Source organism: Pontibacter brevis (assembly GCF_054779655.1).
Genome location: NZ_BAAGXV010000034.1, coordinates 62,848 through 87,135, shown reverse-complemented (window position 1 = coordinate 87,135; position 24,288 = coordinate 62,848). Strand labels below are relative to the sequence as shown.

Annotated in this window: 25 protein-coding genes; 16 read left to right on the top strand and 9 right to left on the bottom strand. The window is 47.2% G+C overall.

Annotated features, from left to right (window positions below):
• Positions 1-78: 78 nt before the first annotated feature.
• The 3 genes from ACYVB1_RS12185 to msrB form a co-directional block, all read right to left on the bottom strand.
• Positions 79-345, bottom strand: coding sequence for a hypothetical protein (locus ACYVB1_RS12185; protein ID WP_460923907.1), 267 nt, complete (start codon positions 343-345; stop codon positions 79-81).
• 170 nt (positions 346-515) lie between these two features.
• The gene (locus tag ACYVB1_RS12180) at positions 516-1,292 is read right to left on the bottom strand and encodes a DUF3050 domain-containing protein (protein ID WP_460923906.1); all 777 of its coding nucleotides are present in this window, start codon (positions 1,290-1,292) and stop codon (positions 516-518) included.
• A gap of 145 nt (positions 1,293-1,437) precedes the next feature.
• Positions 1,438-1,986, bottom strand: coding sequence for a peptide-methionine (R)-S-oxide reductase MsrB (msrB, locus tag ACYVB1_RS12175; protein ID WP_460923904.1), 549 nt, complete (start codon positions 1,984-1,986; stop codon positions 1,438-1,440).
• A 215-nt stretch (positions 1,987-2,201) separates the two neighbouring features.
• Here msrB and typA point away from each other — a divergent pair, with 215 nt between their 5' ends.
• Positions 2,202-4,004 carry a translational GTPase TypA gene (gene typA / locus ACYVB1_RS12170; RefSeq protein WP_460923902.1) on the top strand — a complete coding sequence of 601 codons (1,803 nt, stop codon included), beginning with the start codon at positions 2,202-2,204 and terminating at the stop codon, positions 4,002-4,004.
• An 80-nt stretch (positions 4,005-4,084) separates the two neighbouring features.
• Here typA and ACYVB1_RS12165 read toward each other — a convergent pair whose 3' ends face one another.
• Positions 4,085-5,131, bottom strand: a complete 1,047-nt coding sequence (locus ACYVB1_RS12165; protein WP_460923900.1) for a hypothetical protein — start codon at positions 5,129-5,131, stop codon at positions 4,085-4,087.
• Between the two features lie 119 nt (positions 5,132-5,250).
• Between ACYVB1_RS12165 and ACYVB1_RS12160 the strand changes: the two genes are divergently transcribed.
• Both ACYVB1_RS12160 and ACYVB1_RS12155 read left to right on the top strand, forming a co-directional pair.
• The gene (locus ACYVB1_RS12160; RefSeq protein ID WP_460923898.1) at positions 5,251-5,511 is read left to right on the top strand and encodes a hypothetical protein; all 261 of its coding nucleotides are present in this window, start codon (positions 5,251-5,253) and stop codon (positions 5,509-5,511) included.
• Positions 5,512-5,703: 192 nt separating this feature from the next.
• On the top strand, positions 5,704-7,290 hold the full coding sequence (locus tag ACYVB1_RS12155) for a hypothetical protein (protein ID WP_460923897.1): 1,587 nt from the start codon (positions 5,704-5,706) through the stop codon (positions 7,288-7,290).
• A gap of 136 nt (positions 7,291-7,426) precedes the next feature.
• Here ACYVB1_RS12155 and ACYVB1_RS12150 read toward each other — a convergent pair whose 3' ends face one another.
• From ACYVB1_RS12150 to ACYVB1_RS12130, 5 genes are all read right to left on the bottom strand, one after another.
• Positions 7,427-7,690 carry a hypothetical protein gene (locus tag ACYVB1_RS12150; RefSeq protein ID WP_460923895.1) on the bottom strand — a complete coding sequence of 88 codons (264 nt, stop codon included), beginning with the start codon at positions 7,688-7,690 and terminating at the stop codon, positions 7,427-7,429.
• A gap of 100 nt (positions 7,691-7,790) precedes the next feature.
• On the bottom strand, positions 7,791-8,543 hold the full coding sequence (locus tag ACYVB1_RS12145) for an SDR family NAD(P)-dependent oxidoreductase (RefSeq protein ID WP_460923893.1): 753 nt from the start codon (positions 8,541-8,543) through the stop codon (positions 7,791-7,793).
• 1 nt (position 8,544) lies between these two features.
• Entirely contained in the window at positions 8,545-9,312 is a 768-nt protein-coding gene (porT, locus tag ACYVB1_RS12140; RefSeq protein ID WP_460923891.1) for a type IX secretion/gliding motility protein PorT/SprT, read from the bottom strand.
• On the bottom strand, positions 9,261-9,983 hold the full coding sequence (gene ubiE / locus ACYVB1_RS12135; protein WP_460923889.1) for a bifunctional demethylmenaquinone methyltransferase/2-methoxy-6-polyprenyl-1,4-benzoquinol methylase UbiE: 723 nt from the start codon (positions 9,981-9,983) through the stop codon (positions 9,261-9,263). The genes porT and ubiE overlap by 52 nt, the downstream gene beginning before the upstream one ends.
• Before the next feature lie 145 nt (positions 9,984-10,128).
• Complete coding sequence (locus tag ACYVB1_RS12130) at positions 10,129-12,111, bottom strand: OmpA family protein (protein ID WP_460923887.1); 1,983 nt, start codon at positions 12,109-12,111, stop codon at positions 10,129-10,131.
• A gap of 794 nt (positions 12,112-12,905) precedes the next feature.
• On the opposite strand from ACYVB1_RS12130, the gene yihA reads away from it, so the two are divergent.
• The 13 genes from yihA to ACYVB1_RS12065 all read left to right on the top strand — a co-directional run bounded on the left by yihA (position 12,906) and on the right by ACYVB1_RS12065 (position 24,251).
• A complete protein-coding gene (gene yihA / locus ACYVB1_RS12125; protein WP_460923886.1) occupies positions 12,906-13,511 on the top strand; it encodes a ribosome biogenesis GTP-binding protein YihA/YsxC in 606 nt (201 codons plus the stop codon).
• Between the two features lie 80 nt (positions 13,512-13,591).
• Positions 13,592-13,999, top strand: coding sequence for an energy transducer TonB (locus ACYVB1_RS12120; protein WP_460923884.1), 408 nt, complete (start codon positions 13,592-13,594; stop codon positions 13,997-13,999).
• Between the two features lie 23 nt (positions 14,000-14,022).
• Positions 14,023-14,478, top strand: coding sequence for a DUF5606 family protein (locus ACYVB1_RS12115; RefSeq protein ID WP_460923883.1), 456 nt, complete (start codon positions 14,023-14,025; stop codon positions 14,476-14,478).
• A 74-nt stretch (positions 14,479-14,552) separates the two neighbouring features.
• Positions 14,553-14,858, top strand: coding sequence for a hypothetical protein (locus tag ACYVB1_RS12110; RefSeq protein ID WP_460923882.1), 306 nt, complete (start codon positions 14,553-14,555; stop codon positions 14,856-14,858).
• Between the two features lie 241 nt (positions 14,859-15,099).
• Entirely contained in the window at positions 15,100-16,359 is a 1,260-nt protein-coding gene (locus ACYVB1_RS12105; protein ID WP_460923881.1) for an aspartate kinase, read from the top strand.
• A gap of 126 nt (positions 16,360-16,485) precedes the next feature.
• Entirely contained in the window at positions 16,486-16,716 is a 231-nt protein-coding gene (locus tag ACYVB1_RS12100) for a hypothetical protein (protein ID WP_460923879.1), read from the top strand.
• Between the two features lie 256 nt (positions 16,717-16,972).
• Entirely contained in the window at positions 16,973-17,437 is a 465-nt protein-coding gene (locus ACYVB1_RS12095) for a Fur family transcriptional regulator (protein WP_460923878.1), read from the top strand.
• A gap of 27 nt (positions 17,438-17,464) precedes the next feature.
• Positions 17,465-18,106 (top strand): redoxin domain-containing protein, encoded by a 642-nt coding sequence (locus ACYVB1_RS12090; protein WP_460923876.1) that lies wholly within the window; start codon positions 17,465-17,467, stop codon positions 18,104-18,106.
• A gap of 319 nt (positions 18,107-18,425) precedes the next feature.
• A complete protein-coding gene (locus ACYVB1_RS12085) occupies positions 18,426-19,667 on the top strand; it encodes a 3-deoxy-D-manno-octulosonic acid transferase (protein WP_460923875.1) in 1,242 nt (413 codons plus the stop codon).
• A 5-nt stretch (positions 19,668-19,672) separates the two neighbouring features.
• Positions 19,673-20,596: a ribosome small subunit-dependent GTPase A gene (gene rsgA / locus ACYVB1_RS12080; protein WP_460923874.1), complete on the top strand. Its 924-nt coding sequence runs from the start codon at positions 19,673-19,675 to the stop codon at positions 20,594-20,596.
• A 208-nt stretch (positions 20,597-20,804) separates the two neighbouring features.
• A complete protein-coding gene (locus ACYVB1_RS12075; RefSeq protein WP_460923872.1) occupies positions 20,805-22,622 on the top strand; it encodes an ABC transporter ATP-binding protein in 1,818 nt (605 codons plus the stop codon).
• A 136-nt stretch (positions 22,623-22,758) separates the two neighbouring features.
• Entirely contained in the window at positions 22,759-23,286 is a 528-nt protein-coding gene (locus ACYVB1_RS12070) for a hypothetical protein (RefSeq protein WP_460923870.1), read from the top strand.
• Positions 23,287-23,384: 98 nt separating this feature from the next.
• Entirely contained in the window at positions 23,385-24,251 is an 867-nt protein-coding gene (locus tag ACYVB1_RS12065; RefSeq protein WP_460923869.1) for a DUF2911 domain-containing protein, read from the top strand.
• Positions 24,252-24,288: the final 37 nt, after the last annotated feature.

The window sequence follows — 24,288 nt, the reverse complement described above, 5'->3', positions numbered from 1 at the left end:
TAAACGAAGAGAGGGCAGAAGCTATAACCCCTGCCCTTTTCTATCAGACTTTCTGTAAAAAAATCTTTAGTGTGGCCTCTACGCCTTTTCACCATACACATGCTGATGCCCTACCTGCGTCAGCATTAAGCCATCCGGAGCAGGATTCACAAAACCCTCTTTATTGAGATGATGCTCTGCCTCCTTCTGCACATCTTTGTAGTGCGGGTAATGCTCCTGCAGGTAAGGGTACAGTTGCTCATAGGGCAGTACATTGCCTGCCTGCAAACCCATCTCCCTGAAGGCTTCTATAATACATTGTGCGGTGTTTTCTATGTTTTCAGCTTCTGAATGTAATTCTGCCATTATGCTATCTTTTAGTTGTTCTGTTAAAAGATACGGCAGGCGCAGGTTGATTGTTAGTTGTTGATGATTGAATTGTTACATGGCTACAAAGTTAGCTGACTGAGAGAACCCAGCCGTCTCTCAACTATGTTAACTAATAATCAACAACTAACAATCTTCCAATCAGTAAGCTAGGCCTCTGAGGGCAACATATTCCGGATACCGTTCCAGAGTTCTATGCGCTGCTCAATGCAGGCCTGGGACACTTCCAATGCCTCCAGCCACTTCTCATCGTCATCTTCACACAGTTCTGCTACCATCTGCAGCGCCAGCGGTGTATGCACCTCCTCGTCCAGCTGCACGTGGCGGTCGAGGTAGTAAATGAATATGTCGAGTTTGCCCGGAAAGCGCTTGTTCAGGTCTTTGATAAGATTCCGGAACATATCCGGTATCAGGTCTTCCCTGCCAAAAGTAAAGGCTGCGGCCACCACATGCGGCTTCCCGGAATTGATAACGCTGAACGTGTTGCGTACGAAAAATTTAACACTGGCATCTATGCGGATGTGGTCCAGTGCGTTGTTCACGCTTTTACCCTCCGCAATGCTCTGCAACAGTTGCTCTATCAGGCTCTTATCGGCACCGGCCTCGTCCATCGCGCGCAGGTACAGCTCAAAATGACTTATTGGATTGCCTTCCTGGTCCACATCGGTTTCCTCTTCCAGCACAATTTCGTTTATCAGGCGGCGGGTGCTGGGGCTACCTTTTGGCACCCATGGCAAGGTCACACATGTCAGGCCGCGCTGCAGGGCCTTCAGCAGGCTCATGAAATCCCAGACGGCAAACACGTGGTGCTCCATAAACAGCTTCAGGTCGTCGAGGGTCTCTAAGGACTGGTACACATTGTGGCGCAACAGGCGCTGCCTGTGCTCCTTTAGCGCTTGCTGCAGCGCTTCGATGCGGTTATTCATAAATAGGATATGCGTAATAAATCAATAACAATATAACAGGTTAAGCGATTTGGTGATGCTGCAGGCGCTTAAAATTCTAGCATAAAAGCTTTTGCTTTTGTGTTAACAGCAAAGGTATAGCAGAGCAGTATAGGAGACAGCTCATTTATCTTTCCTCGAAGTCGAGGGCTACTGAATTAAGGCAGTAGCGCAAGCCGGTAGGTTTAGGCCCATCGTCGAAGACATGCCCAATATGGGAACCACAGCGGGCGCACTCTACCTCTGTACGCAGCATCCCCATGGTCCTGTCTTCCACCTCCTTCACCCGTTTCTCTGATATGGGCGCATAAAAACTTGGCCAACCGGTGCCAGAGTCAAACTTTGTATCAGACGTGAACATGGGATTACCACAGGCGGCACAGGCATAAATGCCCCTCTTCTTATTGTCATTGTAGGCATTATCAAAGGCCCGTTCAGTGCCTTCCTGCCGCAGTACAAAGTACTCTTCCGTAGTGAGTTGCGCCCGCCACTCCTGCTCCGTTTTTACTACAGTGTCGCCTAGTACCTGCTCATTCAGTTCCTTTACCACCTCATCTGGAAGGGGTTCGTTGCCAGTGGCAGCTGTGGAGAATGCCCGGTCTGTTGTATTTTCCTGCTGTGCACATGCGCCAAGTTGCAGAACACCTGTTAGTAAAATAAAATAAAATGCTTTCATAAGTACAGTTACGGGGCAAGAGCGCGGTTGGCTTTATGCCCTTTATAATTTTATAACAGCTTAAGAAACAAACTCAAAGATGATAATGTTTGCCTTCTAACCGAGAACATTTGAGGCTTCGGGAATTTATTTACATACATAACCTGTTTATTTCGAGCAGCATACTTAAAGTATAAAGGCTTTTTAGTATTTTTGCGGCTCGAAAAACCAATTAAATGCAGAACATTCGAAATATTGCGATTATCGCACACGTAGACCACGGCAAAACGACGCTCGTGGACAAAATTATCCACGCTTCTAAGCTTTTTGCTGAGCACCAGCAGTTTGACGACCTTATTCTGGACAACAACGACCTGGAGCGCGAGCGCGGAATCACAATCGTTTCAAAGAACGTGTCGGTACGTTACAAAGACGTAAAGATCAACATCATCGACACGCCTGGCCACGCCGACTTTGGTGGCGAGGTAGAGCGTGTGTTGAAAATGGCTGACGGTGTACTCCTGCTGGTAGATGCCTTTGAAGGTGCCATGCCACAGACCCGTTTCGTACTGGGCAAAGCCATTCAGCTAGGTCTGAAGCCAATTGTTGTAGTAAACAAGGTAGACAAGGAAAACTGCCGTCCTGATGAAGTGCACGAGCAGGTATTTGACCTGATGTTTAACCTGGATGCTTCAGAAGACCAGCTTGACTTTGTGACACTTTACGGTTCTTCCAAGCAGGGTTGGATGAGCACCGACTGGACACAGCCAACTGATAACATCACCCCTTTGCTGGATGCCATCATTGATGTGATTCCTGCTGCTCCATACCGTGAAGGAACACCTCAGATGCAGATCACATCCCTTGACTACTCTTCTTTTGTGGGCCGTATTGCGATTGGTCGTGTACACCGTGGCACATTGAAGGAAGGAATGCCGATTAGCTTGTGCAAAGCAGACGGTAGTATCAAGAAAGGGCGTATCAAGGAAATTCAGATATTTGAAGGACTTGGCAAGAAAACTGTGCAGGAAGTATCTGCCGGCGAAATCTGTGCTGTAACAGGTATTGAAGGTTTCGATATTGGCGATACCATTGCCGATGCTGAGAACCCGGAGCCACTGACTCGTATCTCCATTGACGAGCCGACGATGAACATGCTGTTCACGATCAACAACTCCCCTTTCTTTGGTAAAGAAGGTAAGTTTGTGACCTCACGCCACCTGCGCGACCGCCTGTTCAAGGAAACAGAGAAAAACCTGGCCCTGCGTGTGCAGGAAACTGACCGTGAAGACACGTTCCTGGTATTCGGTCGTGGTATCCTGCACTTGTCTGTACTGATTGAAACCATGCGCCGTGAGGGGTATGAACTACAGGTAGGTCAGCCTCAGGTAATTTATAAAGAAATTGACGGCCAGCGCCACGAGCCAATTGAGCACCTGGTAGTAGACGTGCCGGAAGAAACTGCCGGTAAAGTAATCGAACTGGTAACGCAGCGTAAAGGTGAACTGACCATTATGGAGCCGAAAGGCGACCTGCAGCACCTGGAGTTCAACATTCCTGCCCGTGGCCTGATTGGTCTGCGAAACAACGTTTTGACTGCCACTGCTGGTGAGGCTATCATGAACCACCGCTTTATGGCATACGAGCCATACAAAGGCAACATCCCTGGCCGTAACAACGGCTCTATCATCTCGATGGAAACAGGTCCTGGTACTGCTTACTCTATCGATAAGCTGCAGGACCGCGGTGTATTCTTCGTAGATCCGGGTGTAGATGTATACATGGGTCAGGTAATCGGAGAGCACAGCCGCCAGAATGATATCACGGTGAATATTCAAAAAGGTAAGAAGCTTACCAACATGCGTGCCTCTGGTTCTGACGATAACGTAAAGATTGCGCCTGCCAAGAACTTCTCTCTGGAAGAAGCCATGGAATACATCCAGAAGGATGAGTACCTGGAGGTAACGCCAAAGAGCATCCGTATGCGTAAGATTTACCTCGACGAGAACGAGCGTAACCGTATGTCAAGAGCGGACTAATTTGGGATACCTTAAATCAAAAACGGCCAGCTGTACATCTATAGCTGGCCGTTTTTGATTATTCGGATTACATGGGAATCCTATATCTTTTCTACAGCATTACCGCCTGTAACGGCTAAATCATGCGGCTCGCCTACTTTGCCACCAACAGCTGCTGCAATGGCACCCAGCAAAAGACCGAAGAAAGCATAAATGGCTGCCTTTGATATGGCAGAAGCAACGTCTCCTCCAACCTGCTGTGCCTGCTGGCTTACCTGTGCTCTTGTCTCTTTATACTGCGCCTTTGCCTGCTCATAGGTAGAAATCCAGCTGTCTACTATTTCGTTTGCCTCCGCTCTGCTTTTACCGGTACGTTCCATAATCACATTTACCGCTGCCTCCCGATCTGCAGCGCTGGCCACATCTGACCCTCGTCCATATAGTCTGTTCATTACTTCGTCAAAAGTAGAGCTAGCGGACTGGGGATCTGCTGCCGCCTCTCCTGCTGCTCCCTGCACCTGGCTGCCTGCCTGCCTCGCTTCCTGCTCAATGTTTTCAGGCTGCAGTTCCGGTCTGCCCGTCTGTTGCAAAATCTGGCGTGCTTCCTGCTTTGCAGTCTGGAAATTAATATTCCGTTCCTGCAGCTCACCCTGAATAGCCTCCGCAGCTTGCGGCGCCACCGCGGCCACTCCTTGCCCGGCAAGAGACAGCGTACGCCCGACCACACTTCCTACGCCACTAATCAGGCTCCCAATTGTAGTCGTTAACAGGTAAAAGGAAAGCAACGTAAACAGCCCCCAAGTAAGGATACCGTGCAGGATGCTGTCAAAACCAGTTGGCATACCTGCCAGCCGGCCAGCCACCCATCCGCCTGCGAAGAGCGAAATAAGCATGCTCACAATCCACCATATCAGTGTACCTGTACCTAAGCCAGCCATAGGGTTCTGCTCCTCTGCAGGGTCAATGGAGCCCATTCCTATTCCAAGCCCCAGTAGGCTCAACGTAAGCTGAACCACTAAGGCTACCACGAGCCCGGCGAAAACAGCTCCCCAGGATATTCTTTTCAAAGCACTTAGTCCTACGGCAGGCCTTCCCCCTGCATAAGGTGATGCCCTATAGGGTCTTTCATTATGTAAGTCGTCTTGCATAGCTTTATATCATTATATTTTCAATGTACTATCTAACGACAATAACTACCACAGGTTTTAAATAACAATAAGCCAATTAATTACAGTTTTTAAAATAGACTTCAAATTAGATGATGCATATGCTCATCTACCGCTGTCTACACCTGGTAAACATCATTCGTGTTCAGATAGAGAAACTAAGTGATAAAGCGGCAGACCAGGTGGCCCCAAACATCGCGGGTGGATGTGTTTTAGAACTCACGCCCGAAGAACGTCTGACTGGCGAAAAATTCTTCACCACTGACAGGCTTTCAGGTAAGGGCATCGTTTTTAAATCACCTAAAGACGCAGATGTTACTCCTGCCTATGAAGCCTACATCAGGGACTATATCCTTGAGTAACACCACAATGGTTTTCACAAGTTTTATTTAGGCACATCATTCAACCGGGTGCTTTTTCATCATTCTCCTACCTGAATCTTACATATCCTCTATCCCCTCATTGTTCACTAAAAAAAGAGGCAGAAGCTGTTTGAAAACATTATGGCCATTTTACGTTAGATAGTTCACAAAAAGCTTACACTTCCTTAAAAGATGCACCCAAGGCAAATCCTACTTATATTACTCCTGGCTTTTTCAGCTGGCTGTGCCAGAAGAAATTTCTTTGCCAAAACGCCGGTCGTTCGCCCTGATGTTCATGAGCAGCTAACAATATATCCGGAAGCGGTAGACAGTGTGACTGTAAAAGCAGGAAAGCATTATAAGCGCGGCTTTCTACATCGCATTTTCTGGGGTTCACACTACCGTCCTGTCTGGGACGCACCGGTCACGGTACCTGTATTTAACATGGACACTTTAAAAGGAGGGCTGAAATTTGAGAAACTGGGCGGTGGATTCCAAACCACCAGCATGACCTTGTCTGACTCTAACGGCTTTACCTATGCACTACGCACACTCGACAAAGACCCTGTAACCGTAATTCCTGCTTTTTGGCGCAACACTTTTGTTGCCAACGTTCTCCGGGACCAGATTTCAGCCATCAACCCGTATGGCGCACTTACGGTACCTCCTATGGCAGCCGCAGCCGGCATTCCACACTCCAGCCCTAAACTATACTACATCCCCCCCGGCTATAAAGCCTTGGGTGAGCACGAAGAGCGCTTCAGCGACAGGTTGTTTATGCTGGAGGAAAAATTTGATGATAAAAATACACTGACACCTGCCTTAGGAGATGCCGTGGACATAGATGGCTCTGGCACTGTATTAAATAACCGATACAGCGAAGACGACACTTTTATTGACCAAGTGGCTTTTGGAAAAGCCCGCCTCCTCGATATTCTCATTCACGACTGGGACCGCCACGAAGGGCAATGGGAATGGGCCCAGTATAAAGTAGAGGGCGACCGTATATACCGCCCCATCCCGAAAGACCGGGACAATGTCTATTACAGATTCCAAGATGGCATCATTCCCTGGCTCTTCAGCCGCAATTGGGGCATCCGTAAGTTTGAGTCTTTTGATGATGAGTTCAATGATGTATACGCCCTAACCATCAACTCAGAGTTTATTGACAAGCGCGCCCTGTCTGAACTCACACGGCAGCAGTTCGATTCGCTGGCAAAAGAGCTTCAAACCGCGATCACAGACGAGGTGATAGAACAGGCTGTCCGGCAGTTTCCCGACTCAGTTTACCAACTAGTGGGTGAGAGCACGAAGAGAAAGCTCATTAACCGACGCAACAACCTGCCAAAAGCCGCTGCAGAATTTTATGAGATATTAGCCAAAGAGGTGTTGGTTGTGGGCAACGACAAGGAAGATGAGTTTGAGGTAAAGCGCCTGAACGACGAAGAGACAGAGGTAACAGTACGTCGGAAATCAGACGACAAAGTAACCTACCACCGGGTGTTTAAGCGTGCCGAAACCGACCTGATAACTTTGCATGGCCTGGCAGGAGACGATGAATTTAAAGTGAGTGGAGAGGTAAACAAAGGTATAAAGATAGAGATATACGGCGGTCGTGGCGAAGATGAAATAAAGGACACTTCTAAGGTAGGCGGTTGGGGTAAGAAAACCTGGGTGTACGACACCAAGCGTGGCACCGAACTGGAGGCAGGCCCCGAAACAAAAGACAAGCGAACCAGCGATGTGCGCGTGCATGCCTTTGACAGGGAAGGCTTCTGATGGTTCATTCCAAAGGATCTCAGCTCTAAGTTGTACTGTACTTGCCAGAAATTACCGAACCGAGTTCCATAAACAATGATAAAAGCAAAGGGCGGCACCTGTAGGTGCCGCCCTTTGCTTTTATCATTGTTTTGTTTTACTGACCTGTTGCAGTACCGCCACCCTGGCCTTTGCCACTCTTTCTGCTGCCGTTGCGGTTGTTATCGTTGTTCTTCGAATCCCAAGCTCCCTGCCCCTGCTGTTGGCTGGCAGTCGCCTTTGTACCATCCGTACCTAAATCTGTAGCACCTTTATGATTGGCCGTGTTAGAATATTCTTCCGGCATGGGCTGTGAATTAGCGTTACTAGCTGGTTTGGTGTTTTTATTTTTATTTCTTTCTTCTTCTATCTCGTTTGCCATAACTCTATCTGTTTTATTGTAAAAGTTTAAGACTTGCATCTGTTACAAGTGTCTCTCTTTTGTTACGAAGGTAAGGCAAGCGGGTTATATAGAAATGCGCCTATTGTTGCTTATGCACGATGGTAGCAGCTGCCTGTGCCGTTGGCAGCACCAGCACTTCCGCCAGGTTTACGTGGGCAGGCCTTGTTACAATAAAGCTGATAATTTCTGCAATATCCTGCGCCTGCAGCGCCTGAAAACCATTATACACAGCAGCAGCCCGTTCTTTGTCCCCTTTGAAGCGCACCTCTGAAAACTCGGTCTCTACCAGTCCCGGATTTACTTCAGACACCCGTATTCCCTCCTGAACGAGGTCAATGCGCATTCCCTGGGAAATAGCATCCACCGCATGTTTGGAAGCGCAATAAACGTTACCATTCGGATACACTTCCTTTCCGGCAATGGATCCAATGTTCACAATATGGCCCTTCTTGTGCTGCAGCATGAGGGGAAGCACAGCGCGGCTCACATAGAGCAAGCCTTTTACATTTATATCAATCATCGCATCCCAGTCATCTAAAGAGCCATTTTGAATGGCAGACAACCCATGGGCATTGCCGGCATTATTCACCAGTACCTCTATCTGCCTCCACTCCTGCGGCAAGGAATCTACGGCCTGTTGTGTCGCTTCCTTATCGCGCACATCAAACTCCAAGGCATAGACTGGCACTTCGGTCAGTTCTTGCCTGAGCTCCTGCAGGCGCTCTGCACGGCGGCCGGTGGCGATAATATGGTACCCTTTTTTGGCTAACTCAAAAGCCGTAGCCCGGCCTATACCGGAGGTAGCTCCTGTAACAAATGCTACTTTCGTCATGCTATTCAAAGAAGAAAATCAGGGAAACGTTATGGTTTGTCAGTTTCTGTATATAACTGCTATAGGTACTGTTGGCCACAGGTTTATGCTGGTTTAGGAGGCCATGCGAAAAGCGAAGTTCAGGTGCGAACTTAAAGTAGGGGTAGAAAATATCCAGACCGACACCGTATTCCAGCGCAATGTCAAAGTTTTCTACCTCTAAATTTATTTCACCTCTGGTTGCACCATTATTTCCCTTACCTAAATCGTAGCTGGTTTTCACGCCTGCAACTATATAAGGCCTGAAGTTGGAGCGGCGCTTGGCTTTATATTTCAGCAACACAGGCAGTTCTATCATCGTGTTGCTCACAGTCTCGTTCATGAGAGGCTGTGTCTCCACTGTTGTCGTTTCCACATTACTGAATGCAAGTGTACGGCCGTAAAACCCAACACCCGGAACAAAGCGGGCATCGAGGTAATCGGCCACACGCACATTAAGTACCAGGCCGGTGTAAAAGCCTAGACCTGGTTTCGCATTAACAGCAATATCCGCCCCCTTAGCAAGCTCGTCAGCGTAAAGCTGTGAGTGCTGCAGGTTATACGTGGTAAGCGGCATGGCAAGGTAGAACCCATAATGCACCGGCCTTTCATCATATCCCGGTTTATTAATGTCTCTAATCTTTTGCGCCTGAACGGCACCGCCACTCAGCAGCAGCAGGGCAAGTATTCCGGTAACAGTTACTTTTTGCCTATGTAAATAGAGCTTATTCCAAATGTGAGTGAATGCCATTGCGTGCTTCTGAATCCGACTTTTGAATAAATATTAAGAAAATTTTGCCCGTCCGGGAATGCCTGTACCGATTCCGGGAGGTAGGTATAGGCAGCATTGTCCTTAGAAACGATTTTACCTACCAGTGGTAGTATGTTGCTGGAATAAAAATGATAGAGTTGCTTCATGGGGAAACTGCGGGGATTGGAGAACTCCAGCACCACAGCCGTGCCACCCGGCTTCAGTACCCTGTACATATCTGCCAAACCTTTCTCCAGGTTCTCAAAATTGCGCACTCCGAACGCTACGGTAATGGCATCAAACGTATTGTCCTCGAAAGGCAGGTTTTCTGAATCACCATACCGCAGTTCTATCTTGTTTGCCAGGCCTTTTTTCATCAACTTTTCACGGCCTACTGCTAACATCCCCTCAGAAATATCGACACCAATAATTTTATCGGGATTCAAGCGCAGAGTTTCGATAGCAAAATCTGCAGTACCGGTGGCAATGTCCAGCACCAGTTTGGGCTTTGCTGGAGCAAGAAGGCTAACTGCTTTCTTTCTCCAGATAATATCAATGCCAGCACTCAGAAAATGGTTCAGGAAGTCATACTTGCCGGCGATGTTGTTAAACATCTTGGCTACCTGAGACTTCTTGTCGTCGTTCTGGTCTTTGTAGGGTACTACCGCCATGGGTTAAATGTAAAGAATAGTTCCGGCAAAAATACTGCTACTAAAACTATAATGCATGGTTTCTGTACTGAAATATAAAAAAAGCAGGCTGAATATTTATCCAGCCTGCTTCTGCAGTATTTTAAACTGGCCCAAGGACCTTTATTTACTGTACATTATCATCCTGGCGAGGCAACACTTTGAACTCTGTTCTTCTGTTCAACTGCATGTTCTCAGCAGAAGTGTTTGGAACAGCTGGTCTGCGCTCTCCGTAGGTTACGGTCACAAGGCGCTTCGGAGAAATTCCCTGTCTTACAAGGTAGTCATAGGCTGCATCCGCACGGTTCTGACCCAGTGTCTCGTTATAGGCATCCGTTGCACGTGAGTCTGTGTGACCTTCTATGCTGATGTTGATGTTCGGATTTGCCTTCATGATACGGGCAATGCTATCGAGTTCCTGAATAGATTCAGGGCGTAGCTCATACTCATCAGTATCGAAATACACCGGCTTCATGGCAAAGGCCGTTGATCTGGTGCCACGAGTTCCTTCTCTTGCGATAAGTGTAGCAGTTGCAGTGTCAGACAGCGTGATGTAGAAGTTTTGTCTGATAGTTGTATTATCATCCAGCACAACAGGTATTTCAATCTCCTGCGTCTCAATCACCTGGTTATCCAATGACAACTGCACCTGGTATGGTCTACCGGAGAGTACTCTTACACTATAATTAGCAGAATCAGGCTTTGTTACGTCACGATAAGAGATAGGTCGCTTATCAGCCTGCTGGCTATTAAAAATCAACTCTACACCTGGAACAGGGATGCTGTCTGCTTTAGTAAACACCTGCCCTTCAACCCCAGCACTTTTAATATAGTTGATGGTATAGATGTCTTTTTCACCGTAACCACCAATGCGGTAAGAGGACAAGTAGGCATAAGAACCATCTGGTGCCAATCGATAGTAAGTATCATCATCCGGGGTGTTAATCGGGTAACCAAGGTTCACCGGACGTGCCCATCTTCTGGCTACTGAGTCGTATTTGGCATAGAAGATATCGTAGCCACCCATAGAGTTATGGCCACGTGAAGCAAAGTAAAGAGATCCTTCGCTATCTATGTAAGGGCTATCATCATCGTAAGGTGTGTTAATTGAGCGGCCTAAGCTTCTTGGGTTACCCCATGTGCCATTGGCGTTACGACGGGAAACATAAATATCTAAATCGCCATTCTCAGAGTTATGGCTGGTGGAGTAATACAGAGTTTGTCCATCAGGTGTGATGAAAGCATCTGATTCAAAGTCTGCCGTGTTTATATTGTCACCGATGCTCTTGGGTGCTCCCCAACTGCCATCTGCCTGGCGCTCAGACACCATAATGTCTCCGTTGTTGATAGACTGGTACAGCAACAATTTAGTATCATTATCAAAAAGCTGGATAGAAGCATCGTGGCCTGGGCTGTTAAGCACACCAGAAACCACACGTGTTGGCTGCCACTCATCTTCACTTATGCGGCTTGTTTCGTAAATATCTTCGAAATACTCCCCATCCTCTGCCGCTCTGGCGCCTTCTGTTGCTGCGCTACGAGAGGTAAAAAGCAGGTAGTTGTAATCAGAAGAAATAACAGGGCTATGCTCTGAATAAGCCGTGTTTACAGTACCTCCAAGGTTTTTAACAAAAACATCTTTCGGGTTAGCCGTTTCACGCTTTGCGTTACGGGCCTGCTGTATCAACTGTGCTACCTCTTCACGGCGGTATTCATTGCGCTTAGGTATAGTCTTTTGGTAAGCCTGCCAGTGTTCAATCGCGCTGTCGAAACGGTAGTTGATATGGTCTACCCTACCCAGCCAGTACTCCAGATCCCTGTCTACGTTAGGCTTGATGGCCTGGGCACGGTACAGGTAATCAGCCGCTCTTTCTTTATCGAAAGTTAAGTAGCTGATACCCGCCCGATAAAGTGCCGTGGCATTGTTCGGATTAGCAGCCAGCGCTTGTTCATAAAGAGGCAGCGCGGCCCTGTAATTTTCTCTATCAAAAAATTTGTTCGCTTTCCGCAGCTGTTTTCTAGTGCTTTGTGCCGACGCAGAAGCTGCCAAAAGGCAGATTAAAGCCAGCAGCATAGTAAACCGTGAGAACGATTTGGCTAAGTGGTTCATGTTAAAAGGGTTTGTTATACTTTTTATACTTCGCTTGAATTTGGTTTGATGTTTACTGAATAAGCAGATGTGCCGATTATACCACTAATATAGACTTCAATCCCGCTTCTATACGTTTAATATCAAATTTAGTATATTTAATTTCTGCCTTACCGGTAAATAAATTGATTCTTAAACGCTTATACCAGCTGTTTTGGAAGCTTATGTTTACAAGCTTTCGCAAGTTAAGACCCCTGCCCTAAGTATAATATTAAGAACAAAAATTTGAACGAGCAAATATATAAAATAATAAATGTTATATAAGTTTTTATTTGCTTTCTAGACTACGGAACAGCAAAATATTTTTCTCTATGAGAAGGATGTCACTTGTTATCAGCACTCTGTAGTGGAGAACCCGGTCAGCCACTTTGACACCTGACTATCAATTCATGAGCCTTAAGCACAATCATCAGTTATTTCAAAGTTTATATGGGTGCCAGCAGGGAACTCTCAACAGCCTGCAACGCAAACATACGCAGACAACGACCAGCTAAATCTGGCAGAACCCACCTGGTGCTACTGTCCATTTTAGAGACACATACTGTTCCCGCTTCAAACCCGTTATATTATTAAATACTGCTGATGCCAAAGTAGAGCTGGCACCAAAGGTTTGCTCCTCCTCCCCGAATAGGAAAATAATTTAGTACCTTTGAGCTGGTTAAAAGCCTGCCGGTGTGGGGCAGCATAAGATTTTCAGCGCTGTGTCTGGTATATCACACGTATTAAAAATAGAGACAGCAAACACTTACTGCAACATGATAATCAAGGAAGCAAAATTTTTGATGAGTAACACCCGAGTAGAAGACTGCCCGGTACCGGACAAGCCGGAATATGCTTTTATCGGAAGGTCTAATGTGGGCAAGTCGTCACTTATAAATATGCTGACGCAGCAGAAAGGCCTTGCCAAAACCTCTGCATCGCCAGGCAAGACGCAGCTCATCAACCACTTCCTGATAAACGACAGCTGGTACCTCGTAGACTTACCCGGTTATGGATATGCCAAAGTAAGCAAAGAATCCCGCGAGAACTGGCGTAAGATGATTAATTATTACTTTCAGAAGCGCGAGAACCTGACCTGTGTGTTTGTGCTGATTGACTCCAGGCACGAACCGCTGAAACAGGACCTTGATTTTATCAATCACTTAGGAACCTTAGGCGTGCCTTTTGTCATTGTATTTACAAAACTTGACAAGCAATCGGCAACAAAAACAGACTCAACCATAGCTGCTTATCAGCGTAAACTGCGGGAAACTTGGGATGAGCTGCCGCAGATGTTTCGCACCTCTGCAGAGTTGAAAACAGGCCGTGAGGAGATTCTGAACTTCATAGAAGAAGTAAACGCGCAAGTACAGAACCAATAACACGCCCTGAATAGCAGGTATGCATTTAAACATGTGCCGGAGCAAGCCAAGTGAAGTTGAAACTTTAAATGTTTACCCTTATGAAAACCAAAATCTCAATTTTGTTTCTTTTCTTTGCCTTTGTAACCTTAACGGCTACGGCGCAAACCAGCGACAGTAAGCCCGCGGTGGACCAACAAGAAAAAAATGTATGGATGCCGGACAAGGTGCTTCCGGTGGCAGAGCACTACGAAGGTGGTAAAGAAGAGATGTACGAAGCCATATACAAAGAGCTTCAGTACCCGGCGCTGGCGAAACGCAACCGGGTACAGGGAGAGAGTATTGTGAGCTTTGATATTAACGAAGATGGCTCTACCTCAAACTTCAAAGTACTGCGTAATCCTGGTGCCGGCACAGGCGAAGAAGCCGTGCGGGTAGCAAAATTACTTAAATTCAAAGCCCCGGGCTATAGCCTGAATGCCAGCCTCCCGATTATGTTTAAACTATAACAAATAATAGCTTATTCTTTATTATGCCTATTGATTTAAGACAAGTTGCAGCCATTTCTGGCATGAGCGGCCTTTACCGTGTTGTAAAACCTACCCGTACAGGAGTTATTGTAGAAAGTCTGGAGGAGAATCCCAAGAATCTTGTAGCACAGGCACGTCACCGTATGTCGCTGCTGGATGAGATTTCTATCTATACAACAGATGAGGAAGGCACTGTGCCACTTGCAGAGGTTTTTGACCTGATGCACCAGAAATACGGGGATGATTTACCTATCAGTGAGAAACCAGACAGCGAGGAATACAAGAACCTGCTGGCGGAGGTGCTACCAGAATATGATGAGGAGCGCGTGTATGTGTCAGACATGAAAAAACTGGTGAACTGGTACTACATTGTTAAAGACTTTGTAGGCTTCACAGAAGAAAAGGAAGAAACAGCAACTGAATCAGAGGCTGATGAAGGCAAAGAAGAACAAGCCTAAAACAAAGAAGCCCTCCGGCAAAGGAGGGCTTCTTTGTTTTAGGTAAAAGATGTAGAACGCCACCCATTATCATCATGCAGTATTCGCCAGCCATACTAACCAGCGCTACCAATCACCTGCAAAAGGTTTTTGAAGTAGATAACCTGCCTGCTAAAGACCTTGAGACGCTGCACTACAAGCTTGCTCACCTCATACAAAAACTGCTGTACTCTGATTTTAACCGCCTGTTGCACATCCTCTACCGCATAGATGTAGAAGAAAGGAAGGTAAAAGAGGCTATGATTGCCGAAGAGCCTGAGATCATTGCTGAACGCATATCACGGCTAATTATCAAAAGAGAATTGCAGAAAGCAGAAATCCGTTTCAGGTACAGCCAATAGACTGTTGCAAGAATACTGTTTGTTGCTTTCTGTTAGTCCAACTATTTCACAGTAGGGTATGCCTTCCTATCCATGATGCATGGCAAAACGCTCTGGATGCAAAGGGAAGGCTGCTCCACAAAATGGTGACTGCTGCCTACCAAACCCAATGCTTATAAAAAGTATGAGAACTGTATAACCTCAAAATATTACCTTTAGGCAAGAGGCTTTACCTATCTCGAGGTCTAAGAGCAATAACAGCATGAAAGTATATAAATTTGGTGGTGCCTCTGTAAAAGACGCCGGAGCATTTAGAAATCTGGCGAACATTGTAAAAAAGTTTGGTGGTGAACAGCAACTGCTACTGGTAGTATCTGCCATGGGCAAAACGACCAATGCCCTGGAGCAGGTAATGGACCAGGCAATCAAGCAGCAGGATTTCGAGACAGTTTTCCAGCAGAGTAAAGCATACTATAATGAGGTGTTGCAGGAACTGTTCCAGAAGCCGGACAACCTTGTTTTTCAATCCATTGAAGAATTGTTCCGCCTGCTGCACAACGACCTCCAACGGCTAAACCCAACCGAAAACTACGACCAAGCCTACGACCGGATTGTGAGTTACGGGGAGTTACTCTCCTCCACCATACTTCACCATTATCTGCTGGCTCAGGGGCTATCGAATATATGGATCGACAGCCGGAAGTACATTCAGACAGATGAGACCTGGCGCGAGGCAAAGGTAGACTGGCCTTTAACAGAACGCCTGATAAAGCGAGGTTTGCTGCCATTACTGGATAAACAACTAATAGTAACGCAAGGATTTCTGGGTGGCACAGAGACCGGGGGCACAACTACACTGGGTCGTGAAGGTTCAGATTATAGTGCCGCTATTTTTGCATACAGCCTTGATGCCGTGGAAATGTGTATCTGGAAAGATGTGGAAGGCCTTCTCAACGCCGACCCAAAGCATTTTAAAAACACCGTTTGCTACCCTGAAATATCATACCAGGAGACGGTGGAGATGGCATACTACGGCGCTTCCGTTATCCACCCCAAAACGATAAAGCCTCTAGCTAATAAGCAGATTCCACTCTACGTCAAGTCGTTCCTGAATCCATCCGGCAAAGGCACTAAAATATGTGACTGCCGTTTTGAGAAGCCGGCTACTGCTTATATCATCAAAGAAAACCAGTGCCTTATTTCATTCAGTGTAAAGGATTTTGCCTTCATCTCTGAAAAAAACCTGGAAACCATTTTTAATGCCCTGTCAGAACTGCGCATAAAAATAAACCTTATGCAAAATTCAGCCATCTCTTTCTCTGTATGCGCTGACTACAACGAAGAGCGGCTGCAGCGCCTCTTACAGCGGCTGCGCGACTCCTTTAATATTCATTATAATACTGCCTTATCTCTGTTCACTGTCAAAAATTATGACACAGAGGATTTAAACAGCCTGTTAGAAAACAAGGAAGTACTTTTAGAGCAGCGTACCCGCACTACATATCAATTCGCGAGTCGTTAATTGTACTATTTTTATAAATGAATTTATTGTAAAACTTTAATATATTAATTTTTTTTCTGAAAACTTTGTGCTTACTTTGCATACATAATGGCCTACACCATAGGCTAGCTTACCACCTCAACCGCTATGCAAACTGCTGAAACTTTTACCCTTAAATCCTTTTTTAAGCTAATGCTTCTCTTCGCTCTTCTCATTACTGGCGTAATGCTGAAAACCGCTGATTTAACACCGATAGTAGAAGCGCGAAGCCTGAAGGCTACCCATCCCACTCCGGCTTCTGAACCTGACTCTTCTCAACAAATTCAGCAGTTCTACTTCCGTATAGTTAATTCCGGCTCCTCATCTGCCGCTCTTTAAGAGTCATCATCATAAAACTTACTGCCCGCCTGAAAAGACGGGCTTTTTTTTTGCCTTTAAAGTAAAGATAATGAAGCCCACTCCTCCCAAGGAGACATGCGGAAGTAACTTACCCGGTGCAGCTGTGAGGCTTGGGGAGTTTTGCCAAATCTAAATCATGTTTTAACACTAAAAGCGCTGCCTCATTTGCAGGCAAAATGTTTATGCCTTAGCTTTGCAGTATAAATTACTAGTTAAGAAGTTTTCCTAACAACCGATGCATAACACAAACCGACATACCCTGCGAGAGCGCATTGTGGCGTGTGGCTTGAAGGCCACGCACCAGCGGATTGTGGTGTATGAGGCACTGATGGATCTGCACGGAAAACACCCGATGGCTGAAGAAGTGTACCTTCACCTGAAGCCAGCGAACCCCAGCATCTCTTTAGGCACGGTATATAAAACCCTCGATACTTTTGCAGAGACTAACCTTGTTCGAAAGGTTCTGTCGGAAGAAGGCGGGAAGCGCTTTGATGCCAACACAACGACTCATAGCCACATTTACTGTAGTAATACAAAGGAAATAATCGACTTTGAAGATAAGGAATTAGAGCAATTGCTGCAGGATTTCTTCCGGAAGCGCAGACTATCTAACTTCGAGCTCAAAGGTTTTGCAGTGCAACTGACTGGAAATAAAATAGAGCCTGAAAAGCAAATAAGTATATCAAGAGTAAATAAATAGATTTCTAAACTTTAACACAATTCAATAATGGCAGTATTAGTAGGTAAAAAAGCTCCTTCATTTAAAGCAACAGCCGTAGTAAACGGCGAGGAATTCGAAGAAAACTTTTCGTTGGAGCAGTACCTAGGAAAGAAGCACGTTTTGTTCTTCTTCTATCCGATGGACTTCACTTTCGTATGCCCAACGGAAATTCTTGCATTCCAGGACAGATTAGCTGATTTCGAGCGTAAGGGCGTGGCTGTAGTGGGCTGCTCTACCGATACGCACGTATCTCACTTCGCCTGGTTAAACACACCACAGGATCAGGGTGGTATCCAGGGGGTTACTTACCCGCTTGTAGCTGACGCAGCTAAAACTATTGCTCAGAACTTTGATGTACTGGCTGGGCACTACGACTATAACGAAGACGGAGAAGTTACTTTTGTAGGTGAGCCTGTTGCTTACCGTGGTCTGTTCCTGATTGACAAAGAAGGTGTGGTTCGCCACCAAGTAGTAAATGACCTTCCGCTTGGCCGCAGCATCGACGAAGCACTGCGCATGGTAGATGCCCTGCAGTATTTCGAAGAGAAAGGCGAAGTTTGCCCTGCTAACTGGGAAGAAGGTGAAGAAGCAATGCAGGCTACCAGAGAAGGCGTATCTGCTTACCTTGCAAACAGAGCAAACCAGTAACAGTATTAACGCAAGCCTAATCAGCTTCCGCTATAAAACAGGAAAGCCACTGCATTTGCAGTGGCTTTCCTGTTTTATAGCGGCTATGCCAGTCTGGTCACGCTGCTCTGTCTTGTTTAGCCTGTTACACATTGTTGTAACCGTACCTCTCCTGGTAAGAAGGAAGTAAAACCAGCATAGAGACACACTTATCTCTAAAACTAAACCTCCGGAAAACAAGCCAATACCGTATATTTGCAGTAGATAACGTGCAGAAAGCGTACAGCTCCAATTCTGTTTTCCGGAACTATGCATAGCTGTACAACACACCACTTTAAATTTGAAGCTACTCTACGACATTGGCCTGAAGGCTTACAAAACAGCCGTCTCACTGGCCGCTCCTTTCAATGAAAAGGCAAAACTCATGCTGGAGGGCCGTGAGCAGCAGTTTGAGCGCCTACAAAGTGCACTGAAAGAAAATCAGTCGCCGGTGGTGTGGTTCCACTGTGCCTCTCTGGGTGAGTTTGAGCAGGGCCGCCCAGTAATTGAAGCTTTCAGAGAAGCTTTTCCAGCCTTTAAAATCCTTCTTACCTTCTTCTCCCCGTCCGGTTATGAAGTGCGCAAAAACTACAGCGGCGCAGATTATGTTTTCTACCTGCCCCTGGACAGCGAAGAAAACGCAACCCGGTTCATAGCGCTGGTAAAACCGAAACTGGCGGTCTTTGTGAAATATGAGTTCTGGCATTACTACCTGCAGCAACTGCAGGCGCAGCAGATTCCGGTATTATCCATTTCGGCCATCTTCCGGAAAGAGCAGGTTTATTTCAAGCCATATGGCCGGTTTTACAGTAACATATTAAAACGCTTCACACACATCTACACTCAAAATAAGCAGTCGCTGAACCTGCTACGGAGCATAGACGTGACCCAGGCAAGCATTGCCGGCGACACCCGCTTCGACAGGGTGCAGCAAACAGCTGCCTCTGTTAAAATTCTGCCGCTGGTAGAGGCATTTGTACAGCAGCAGCAGGTGTTTGTGATAGGCAGTAGCTGGCCCCCCGACATAGAAGTCCTTCTGCCCCTTATCCGGAAGTACCGTAGCAGCATGAAGTTTATCATTGCACCGCATGAGGTGAACGAGAGCAGCATTAATGGCGTAATGCTGCAGACAGGAGAAGGCGCCATCCGCTTTTCGCAGGCTACAGTCAGAGATGTGGCTGCTTATAATGTGCTGGTGATTGATAACATCGGCATGCTTTCTTCACTCTACAGCTACGGCACATACGCCTATGTTGGGGGAGCCTTTGGCAAAGGCCTGCACAATACGCTGGAGGCTGCTGTGTTTGGACTGCCCTTGTTCTTTGGCCCGCGTTACGAAAAATTTCAGGAGGCAAAAGAGCTTGTGGAACTGGAGTGCGCTTTCCCAGTAAGTAATGCCGAGGAACTGTTGCAGGCATTTGAGAAAGTGCATACCTCTCCTGTTTTCAGGCAAAGGATAACCGAGAACGAAAAACGATACGTAAAACAGCAGGCAGGGGCCACAGCCAAAATCATGGCCGACATACAGCAACTGCTAAAGTAGATGGCATGAAAGGAGTAGTAGTAAAATCGACAGGATCCTGGTACCTGGTGCGCGACGAAGAAGGTAAAATGCACCGTGCCCGCCTGCGCGGTAAGTTTAAGAACAAAGACTTAAAAGTCAGCAACCCATTGGCTGTGGGCGACCGGGTGGAGTTTGATGTTGAACAAACCGGTGAAGACACTGCTGTTATCAACAAGATAGAGGACCGCGAAAACTATATCATCCGGCAGTCTACGCATAAAACAGCCTACTCCCACATCATTGCTTCCAACCTCGACCAGGCACTGCTGATAGTGACGCTGGTGTCGCCCCGCACCTCCTTTGGTTTTATAGACCGTTTTCTGGTAACGGCAGAGGCCTATGACATTCCCACCACCCTCGTCTTCAACAAAACCGACCTGTATGACGAGGACATCCGGGACTACCAGCGCCAAATCAGCAACATGTATGAGCAGGTTGGCTATAACAGCCTGTCAGTGTCTGCCAAAGACAACGAAGGCCTGGAGGAGGTGCAGGCGCTGCTGGAGGGAAAAACCACGCTCCTCTCCGGCCACTCCGGCGTAGGAAAATCCACCCTGATTAACAGGCTCGTGCCAGACCTGGAGCTGAAGACTTCTGAGATTTCTGATTTCTCAGATAAAGGTGTTCACACCACCACGTTTGCCGAGATGTTCGAGGTAAGCGACGGAACCTACATCATCGACACACCCGGTATAAAAGAGCTCGGCATTGTGGATATCCCGGCAGTGGAGCTAAGCCACTTTTTCCCGGAGATGCGCGAACGCATGAACCAGTGCCGTTTCAACAACTGCACACACTTTAATGAACCGGGCTGTGCGGTAGTGGGTGCCGTGCGCCAGAATGAGATCTCCCTCACCCGCTACGAAAGCTACCTCAGCATGATGCACGGCGGGGACAACAGAAAATAGTTCCTCCTCCTTTACTGCAAAGCATAAATACGACCTTCGTTCGTTTCTTCATACTTTATCAAAGTTCAGCAGAATCCTTACCTTTGTAAGATTTTGCAGGACTGTGGCATCATTCAGGCAGAAATACTGTTATACCACAGATACACCGGCACAGCTGAAGCATGATATAGCCAAGGCTGTTCTGTAACATTTTTTAAGCATTTTTTTAATGGCAAAACGCGGATTCGGGCCAGGCGGAGAGCAGAATAAAGAAGGAAGGGTAAAGATCAGCAAAGAGAGCTTTCGCCGTGGTCTTCAGATTTTCAGCTACGTTCTTCCCTACAAGTACAAATTCATCATTGGCCTTGCCTTTCTGGTGCTTTCGAGCCTGACATTTATGGCGTTCCCCTACATGGTAGGTAAGCTTGTGGATTCTTCCATCGGCAATGCGCAGGGGCTGCTTCAGGACATTAACCTGATAGCCATGGGCCTCTTTGCTATCATCATACTACAGGGTATTTTTTCTTTTTTCAGAGTATACTTCTTTGCGCAGGTAAGCGAAAACGCCGTGGCCGATATTCGGCGCGACCTGTATAGCAAGTTTGTGCTGCTTCCAATTTCGTTCTTTGAGAAAAGGCGTGTGGGCGAAATCACCAGTCGCATAACCACCGACGTGGCCCAGGTGCAGGATGCTATGTCCATTACACTGGCCGAACTTTTCAGGCAAACCACCACTTTGTTGGTTGGCGTAGGCATCATTATGTGGGTTTCAATCAAGCTGTCGCTGTTTATGCTGGCTACCTTTCCGGTACTGGTGGCACTGGCATTGGTGTTTGGCCGCAAAATTAAGATACTCTCTAAAAAGACACAGGACGAACTGGCCAACACCAACGTAATTGTGGAAGAAACACTGCAGGCAATTAATACTGTAAAAGCTTTCACAAACGAAATGTTTGAGGTTACCCGCTACAGAACCACACTAGGCAAAGCCGTGAGCACAGCATTATCTGCTGCGTATTACCGTGGCGCCTTTATCACCTTCATTATCATTGGCTTGTTTGGTGGAATTATCCTGGTTATCTGGTATGGCGCCACGCTGGTGGCCAACGGTGAGATTGAGCCAGGCGATTTGATTTCGTTTGTGCTTTATACTGTGTTTATAGGTGCCTCTGTAGGTGGTTTAGGTGAGATTTATGGTAAAGTCCAGTCGGCACTGGGTTCTACGGAGCGCATTCTGGAGATATTGCAGGAGCAGGAAGAACCAACCGACAAAAACATAAAGGCGCTGAGCGAGGTGCCAAGGCTGCACGGAGACATTGTGTACAGCCAGGTGGCTTTCTCCTACCCTACCCGCACCGATGTACAGGTGCTGCATGATATTAACTTTAGTGTAAGAGCCGGTGAAAAGGTTGCCCTTGTCGGCCCGAGCGGTGCCGGCAAGTCTACCATTGCACAGCTGCTGATGCGCTACTACGATGTATCTGGTGGCGCCATTGCCGTGGACGGGAAAGACATCCGCGACATTAACCTGACCACCCTTCGCGGCAACATTGGCATTGTGCCGCAGGAAGTACTGCTGTTTGGCGGTACCATCCGTGAGAACATTGCCTACGGCCGACCAGAGGCAACAGAGGCTGAGATTGTGGAGGCAGCCCGAAAAGCCAACGCCTACGATTTTGTTGTTTCTTTCCCGGAAGGCTTTGAAACACTGGTGGGCGAGCGGGGAATTAAGCTATCAGGTGGGCAACGCCAGCGTATTGCTATTGCCCGGGCTATTCTGAAGAACCCTTCCATCCTTATACTCGATGAAGCCACCAGTGCCCTCGACTCAGAGTCAGAACAGCTGGTGCAGCAGGCCATGGACGTGCTAATGCAGGACCGCACTACCATTGTGATTGCCCACCGCTTAGCAACTATTCGTAAAGTAGATAAGATATTGGTGATTGACGGCGGGGAGATTGTGGAACAAGGCTCACACGACATGCTCTCCATGAATCCGGAGGGCATTTATGCCAACCTCCTGAAGCTCCAGTTCGAATTGAGTTAAAAGCATAGCAAATAAAAAAACCTGCCGGCTCAGTGCCGGCAGGTTTTTTTATTTGTATAAATTTACTTCTTATCATGTAAAGTTACGTAGAGAAGCCAGAATAATTAAAGCCTGATATTCCGCCCCAAGAAAAGCTATGCCACACCCTAAACTGAAGGTACTCTACATCCTTTGCCTTCTCCTGTTTCTGCTCCCGTGCCACGTCTTCGCACAGGAGTTTACTCAGAATTTTAAGGCCCTCAACGCCGTTTATGTAGAAGTGGGCGGCAACAGCGATGTCTACTCCATCAACTACGACCGTGTCGTTTACCAGCGGGACAGGTTCAAAACAGCTGTAAGAGCGGGTTTGGGTACGAACCTTTTCTTCCTGGAGGACGAGGACTCTGTTTATCCTGTTGTGCCTCTGGAAGTGATGGCTTTGGTAGGCAACAGGCAGAAGCATTTTGAGGGTGGCTTAGGCTACACCCGGCGCTTTACAGACGACCCCGAACTGATACAGAACATGTACTTTGCAAGGCTGGGCTTCCGGTACCAGGTGCCACGCGGTGGCCTGCTCGTGCGGGTGGCCATCACGCCTTTTATATCTCCCAACAGCGAGTCCCGGACTCCCGGCGTCGGGGTGATACCCCGGTTCGGCTTTAGTATAGGCAAAAGCTTCAGATAAAGTAAATCCGCTCTTTTACTGCCACATATCTTTGGCTAAATGATGATTTAATTTGTAATATTACAGCTTCAAAACATCCTTATTATATTAGGTTTATCATGAAGAAAACGATCATTGGTTTTGCACTTTCTGCTGCCCTGCTGTTTGGTGCAGGAGCAACGCAGGCACAGGGCATCAGAATGCCAGCCGCAAGCCCATCTCAAAAAGTAGAGCAGGCAGTAGGTCTTTCTACTGTCTCTGTCGATTACTCACGCCCTTCTGTAAAAGGACGTACAGTTTTTGGCGACCTGGTACCTTACGGCAAAGTATGGAGAACCGGTGCCAACTCATCCACTGTCATAAAGTTCTCAGACGATGTAACCATCGAAGGAAAGCAGGTACCTGCCGGTGAGTACGCCATCCTGTCTATTCCGAACCAGAATGAGTGGACCATCATCCTTTCTAAAAACACCAAGTTGGGAGGAAACGTGGCTGCTTACAAGCAGGAAGAAGACCAGGCGCGCTTTACGGTGAGACCACAGCAGAACCCACGTAAAGTGGAGTCCTTCACCATTAACTTCGCTAACCTGAAGCCAGATGCAGCCGATGTGGAGATACTGTGGGATAACACCATTGTACCTTTCACCATCAAGACAGATGTGGACAGCAAGGTGATGAGCCAGATTAAGAAAGAGGCTATCGACAATGCAAACGCAGACCCTAACGTGTATGCCGCTGCCGCCAGCTACTACCTCGAAACCAACCGTGACCTGAAGCAGGCACTGGCTTGGATGAAGAAAGCCAACGCCAAAGATGCCAAGTTCTGGAACCTGCACACACAGGCTAAAATTGAGGCACAGCTAAAAGACTACAAGAGTGCTATCAAAACCGCTGAGAAATCAATGGAGGAGGCACAGAAGGCACAGAACCAGGACTATGTAGCCCTGAACCAGAAAGCCATTGCTGACTGGAAAAAGCAGAAATAAAGCTTAAGCCGGCTTTACCGTATAAAGAGCCTCCGGG

Coding starts and splice junctions, on each gene's coding strand:
- msrB (WP_460923904.1), bottom strand. CDS start 1,986: ATGAAAGCATTTTATTTTATTTTACTAACAGGTGTTCTGCAACTTGGC.
- ACYVB1_RS12115 (WP_460923883.1), top strand. CDS start 14,023: ATGCCTATTGATTTAAGACAAGTTGCAGCCATTTCTGGCATGAGCGGC.
- ACYVB1_RS12145 (WP_460923893.1), bottom strand. CDS start 8,543: ATGACGAAAGTAGCATTTGTTACAGGAGCTACCTCCGGTATAGGCCGG.
- ACYVB1_RS12095 (WP_460923878.1), top strand. CDS start 16,973: ATGCATAACACAAACCGACATACCCTGCGAGAGCGCATTGTGGCGTGT.
- ACYVB1_RS12185 (WP_460923907.1), bottom strand. CDS start 345: ATGGCAGAATTACATTCAGAAGCTGAAAACATAGAAAACACCGCACAA.
- ACYVB1_RS12065 (WP_460923869.1), top strand. CDS start 23,385: ATGAAGAAAACGATCATTGGTTTTGCACTTTCTGCTGCCCTGCTGTTT.
- ACYVB1_RS12150 (WP_460923895.1), bottom strand. CDS start 7,690: ATGGCAAACGAGATAGAAGAAGAAAGAAATAAAAATAAAAACACCAAA.
- ACYVB1_RS12165 (WP_460923900.1), bottom strand. CDS start 5,131: ATGCAAGACGACTTACATAATGAAAGACCCTATAGGGCATCACCTTAT.
- ACYVB1_RS12120 (WP_460923884.1), top strand. CDS start 13,592: ATGAAAACCAAAATCTCAATTTTGTTTCTTTTCTTTGCCTTTGTAACC.
- ACYVB1_RS12100 (WP_460923879.1), top strand. CDS start 16,486: ATGCAAACTGCTGAAACTTTTACCCTTAAATCCTTTTTTAAGCTAATG.
- ACYVB1_RS12130 (WP_460923887.1), bottom strand. CDS start 12,111: ATGAACCACTTAGCCAAATCGTTCTCACGGTTTACTATGCTGCTGGCT.
- ACYVB1_RS12160 (WP_460923898.1), top strand. CDS start 5,251: ATGCTCATCTACCGCTGTCTACACCTGGTAAACATCATTCGTGTTCAG.
- typA (WP_460923902.1), top strand. CDS start 2,202: ATGCAGAACATTCGAAATATTGCGATTATCGCACACGTAGACCACGGC.
- ACYVB1_RS12075 (WP_460923872.1), top strand. CDS start 20,805: ATGGCAAAACGCGGATTCGGGCCAGGCGGAGAGCAGAATAAAGAAGGA.
- ubiE (WP_460923889.1), bottom strand. CDS start 9,983: ATGGCGGTAGTACCCTACAAAGACCAGAACGACGACAAGAAGTCTCAG.
- ACYVB1_RS12155 (WP_460923897.1), top strand. CDS start 5,704: ATGCACCCAAGGCAAATCCTACTTATATTACTCCTGGCTTTTTCAGCT.
- ACYVB1_RS12180 (WP_460923906.1), bottom strand. CDS start 1,292: ATGAATAACCGCATCGAAGCGCTGCAGCAAGCGCTAAAGGAGCACAGG.
- ACYVB1_RS12105 (WP_460923881.1), top strand. CDS start 15,100: ATGAAAGTATATAAATTTGGTGGTGCCTCTGTAAAAGACGCCGGAGCA.
- rsgA (WP_460923874.1), top strand. CDS start 19,673: ATGAAAGGAGTAGTAGTAAAATCGACAGGATCCTGGTACCTGGTGCGC.
- ACYVB1_RS12110 (WP_460923882.1), top strand. CDS start 14,553: ATGCAGTATTCGCCAGCCATACTAACCAGCGCTACCAATCACCTGCAA.
- yihA (WP_460923886.1), top strand. CDS start 12,906: ATGATAATCAAGGAAGCAAAATTTTTGATGAGTAACACCCGAGTAGAA.
- ACYVB1_RS12090 (WP_460923876.1), top strand. CDS start 17,465: ATGGCAGTATTAGTAGGTAAAAAAGCTCCTTCATTTAAAGCAACAGCC.
- ACYVB1_RS12070 (WP_460923870.1), top strand. CDS start 22,759: ATGCCACACCCTAAACTGAAGGTACTCTACATCCTTTGCCTTCTCCTG.
- porT (WP_460923891.1), bottom strand. CDS start 9,312: ATGGCATTCACTCACATTTGGAATAAGCTCTATTTACATAGGCAAAAA.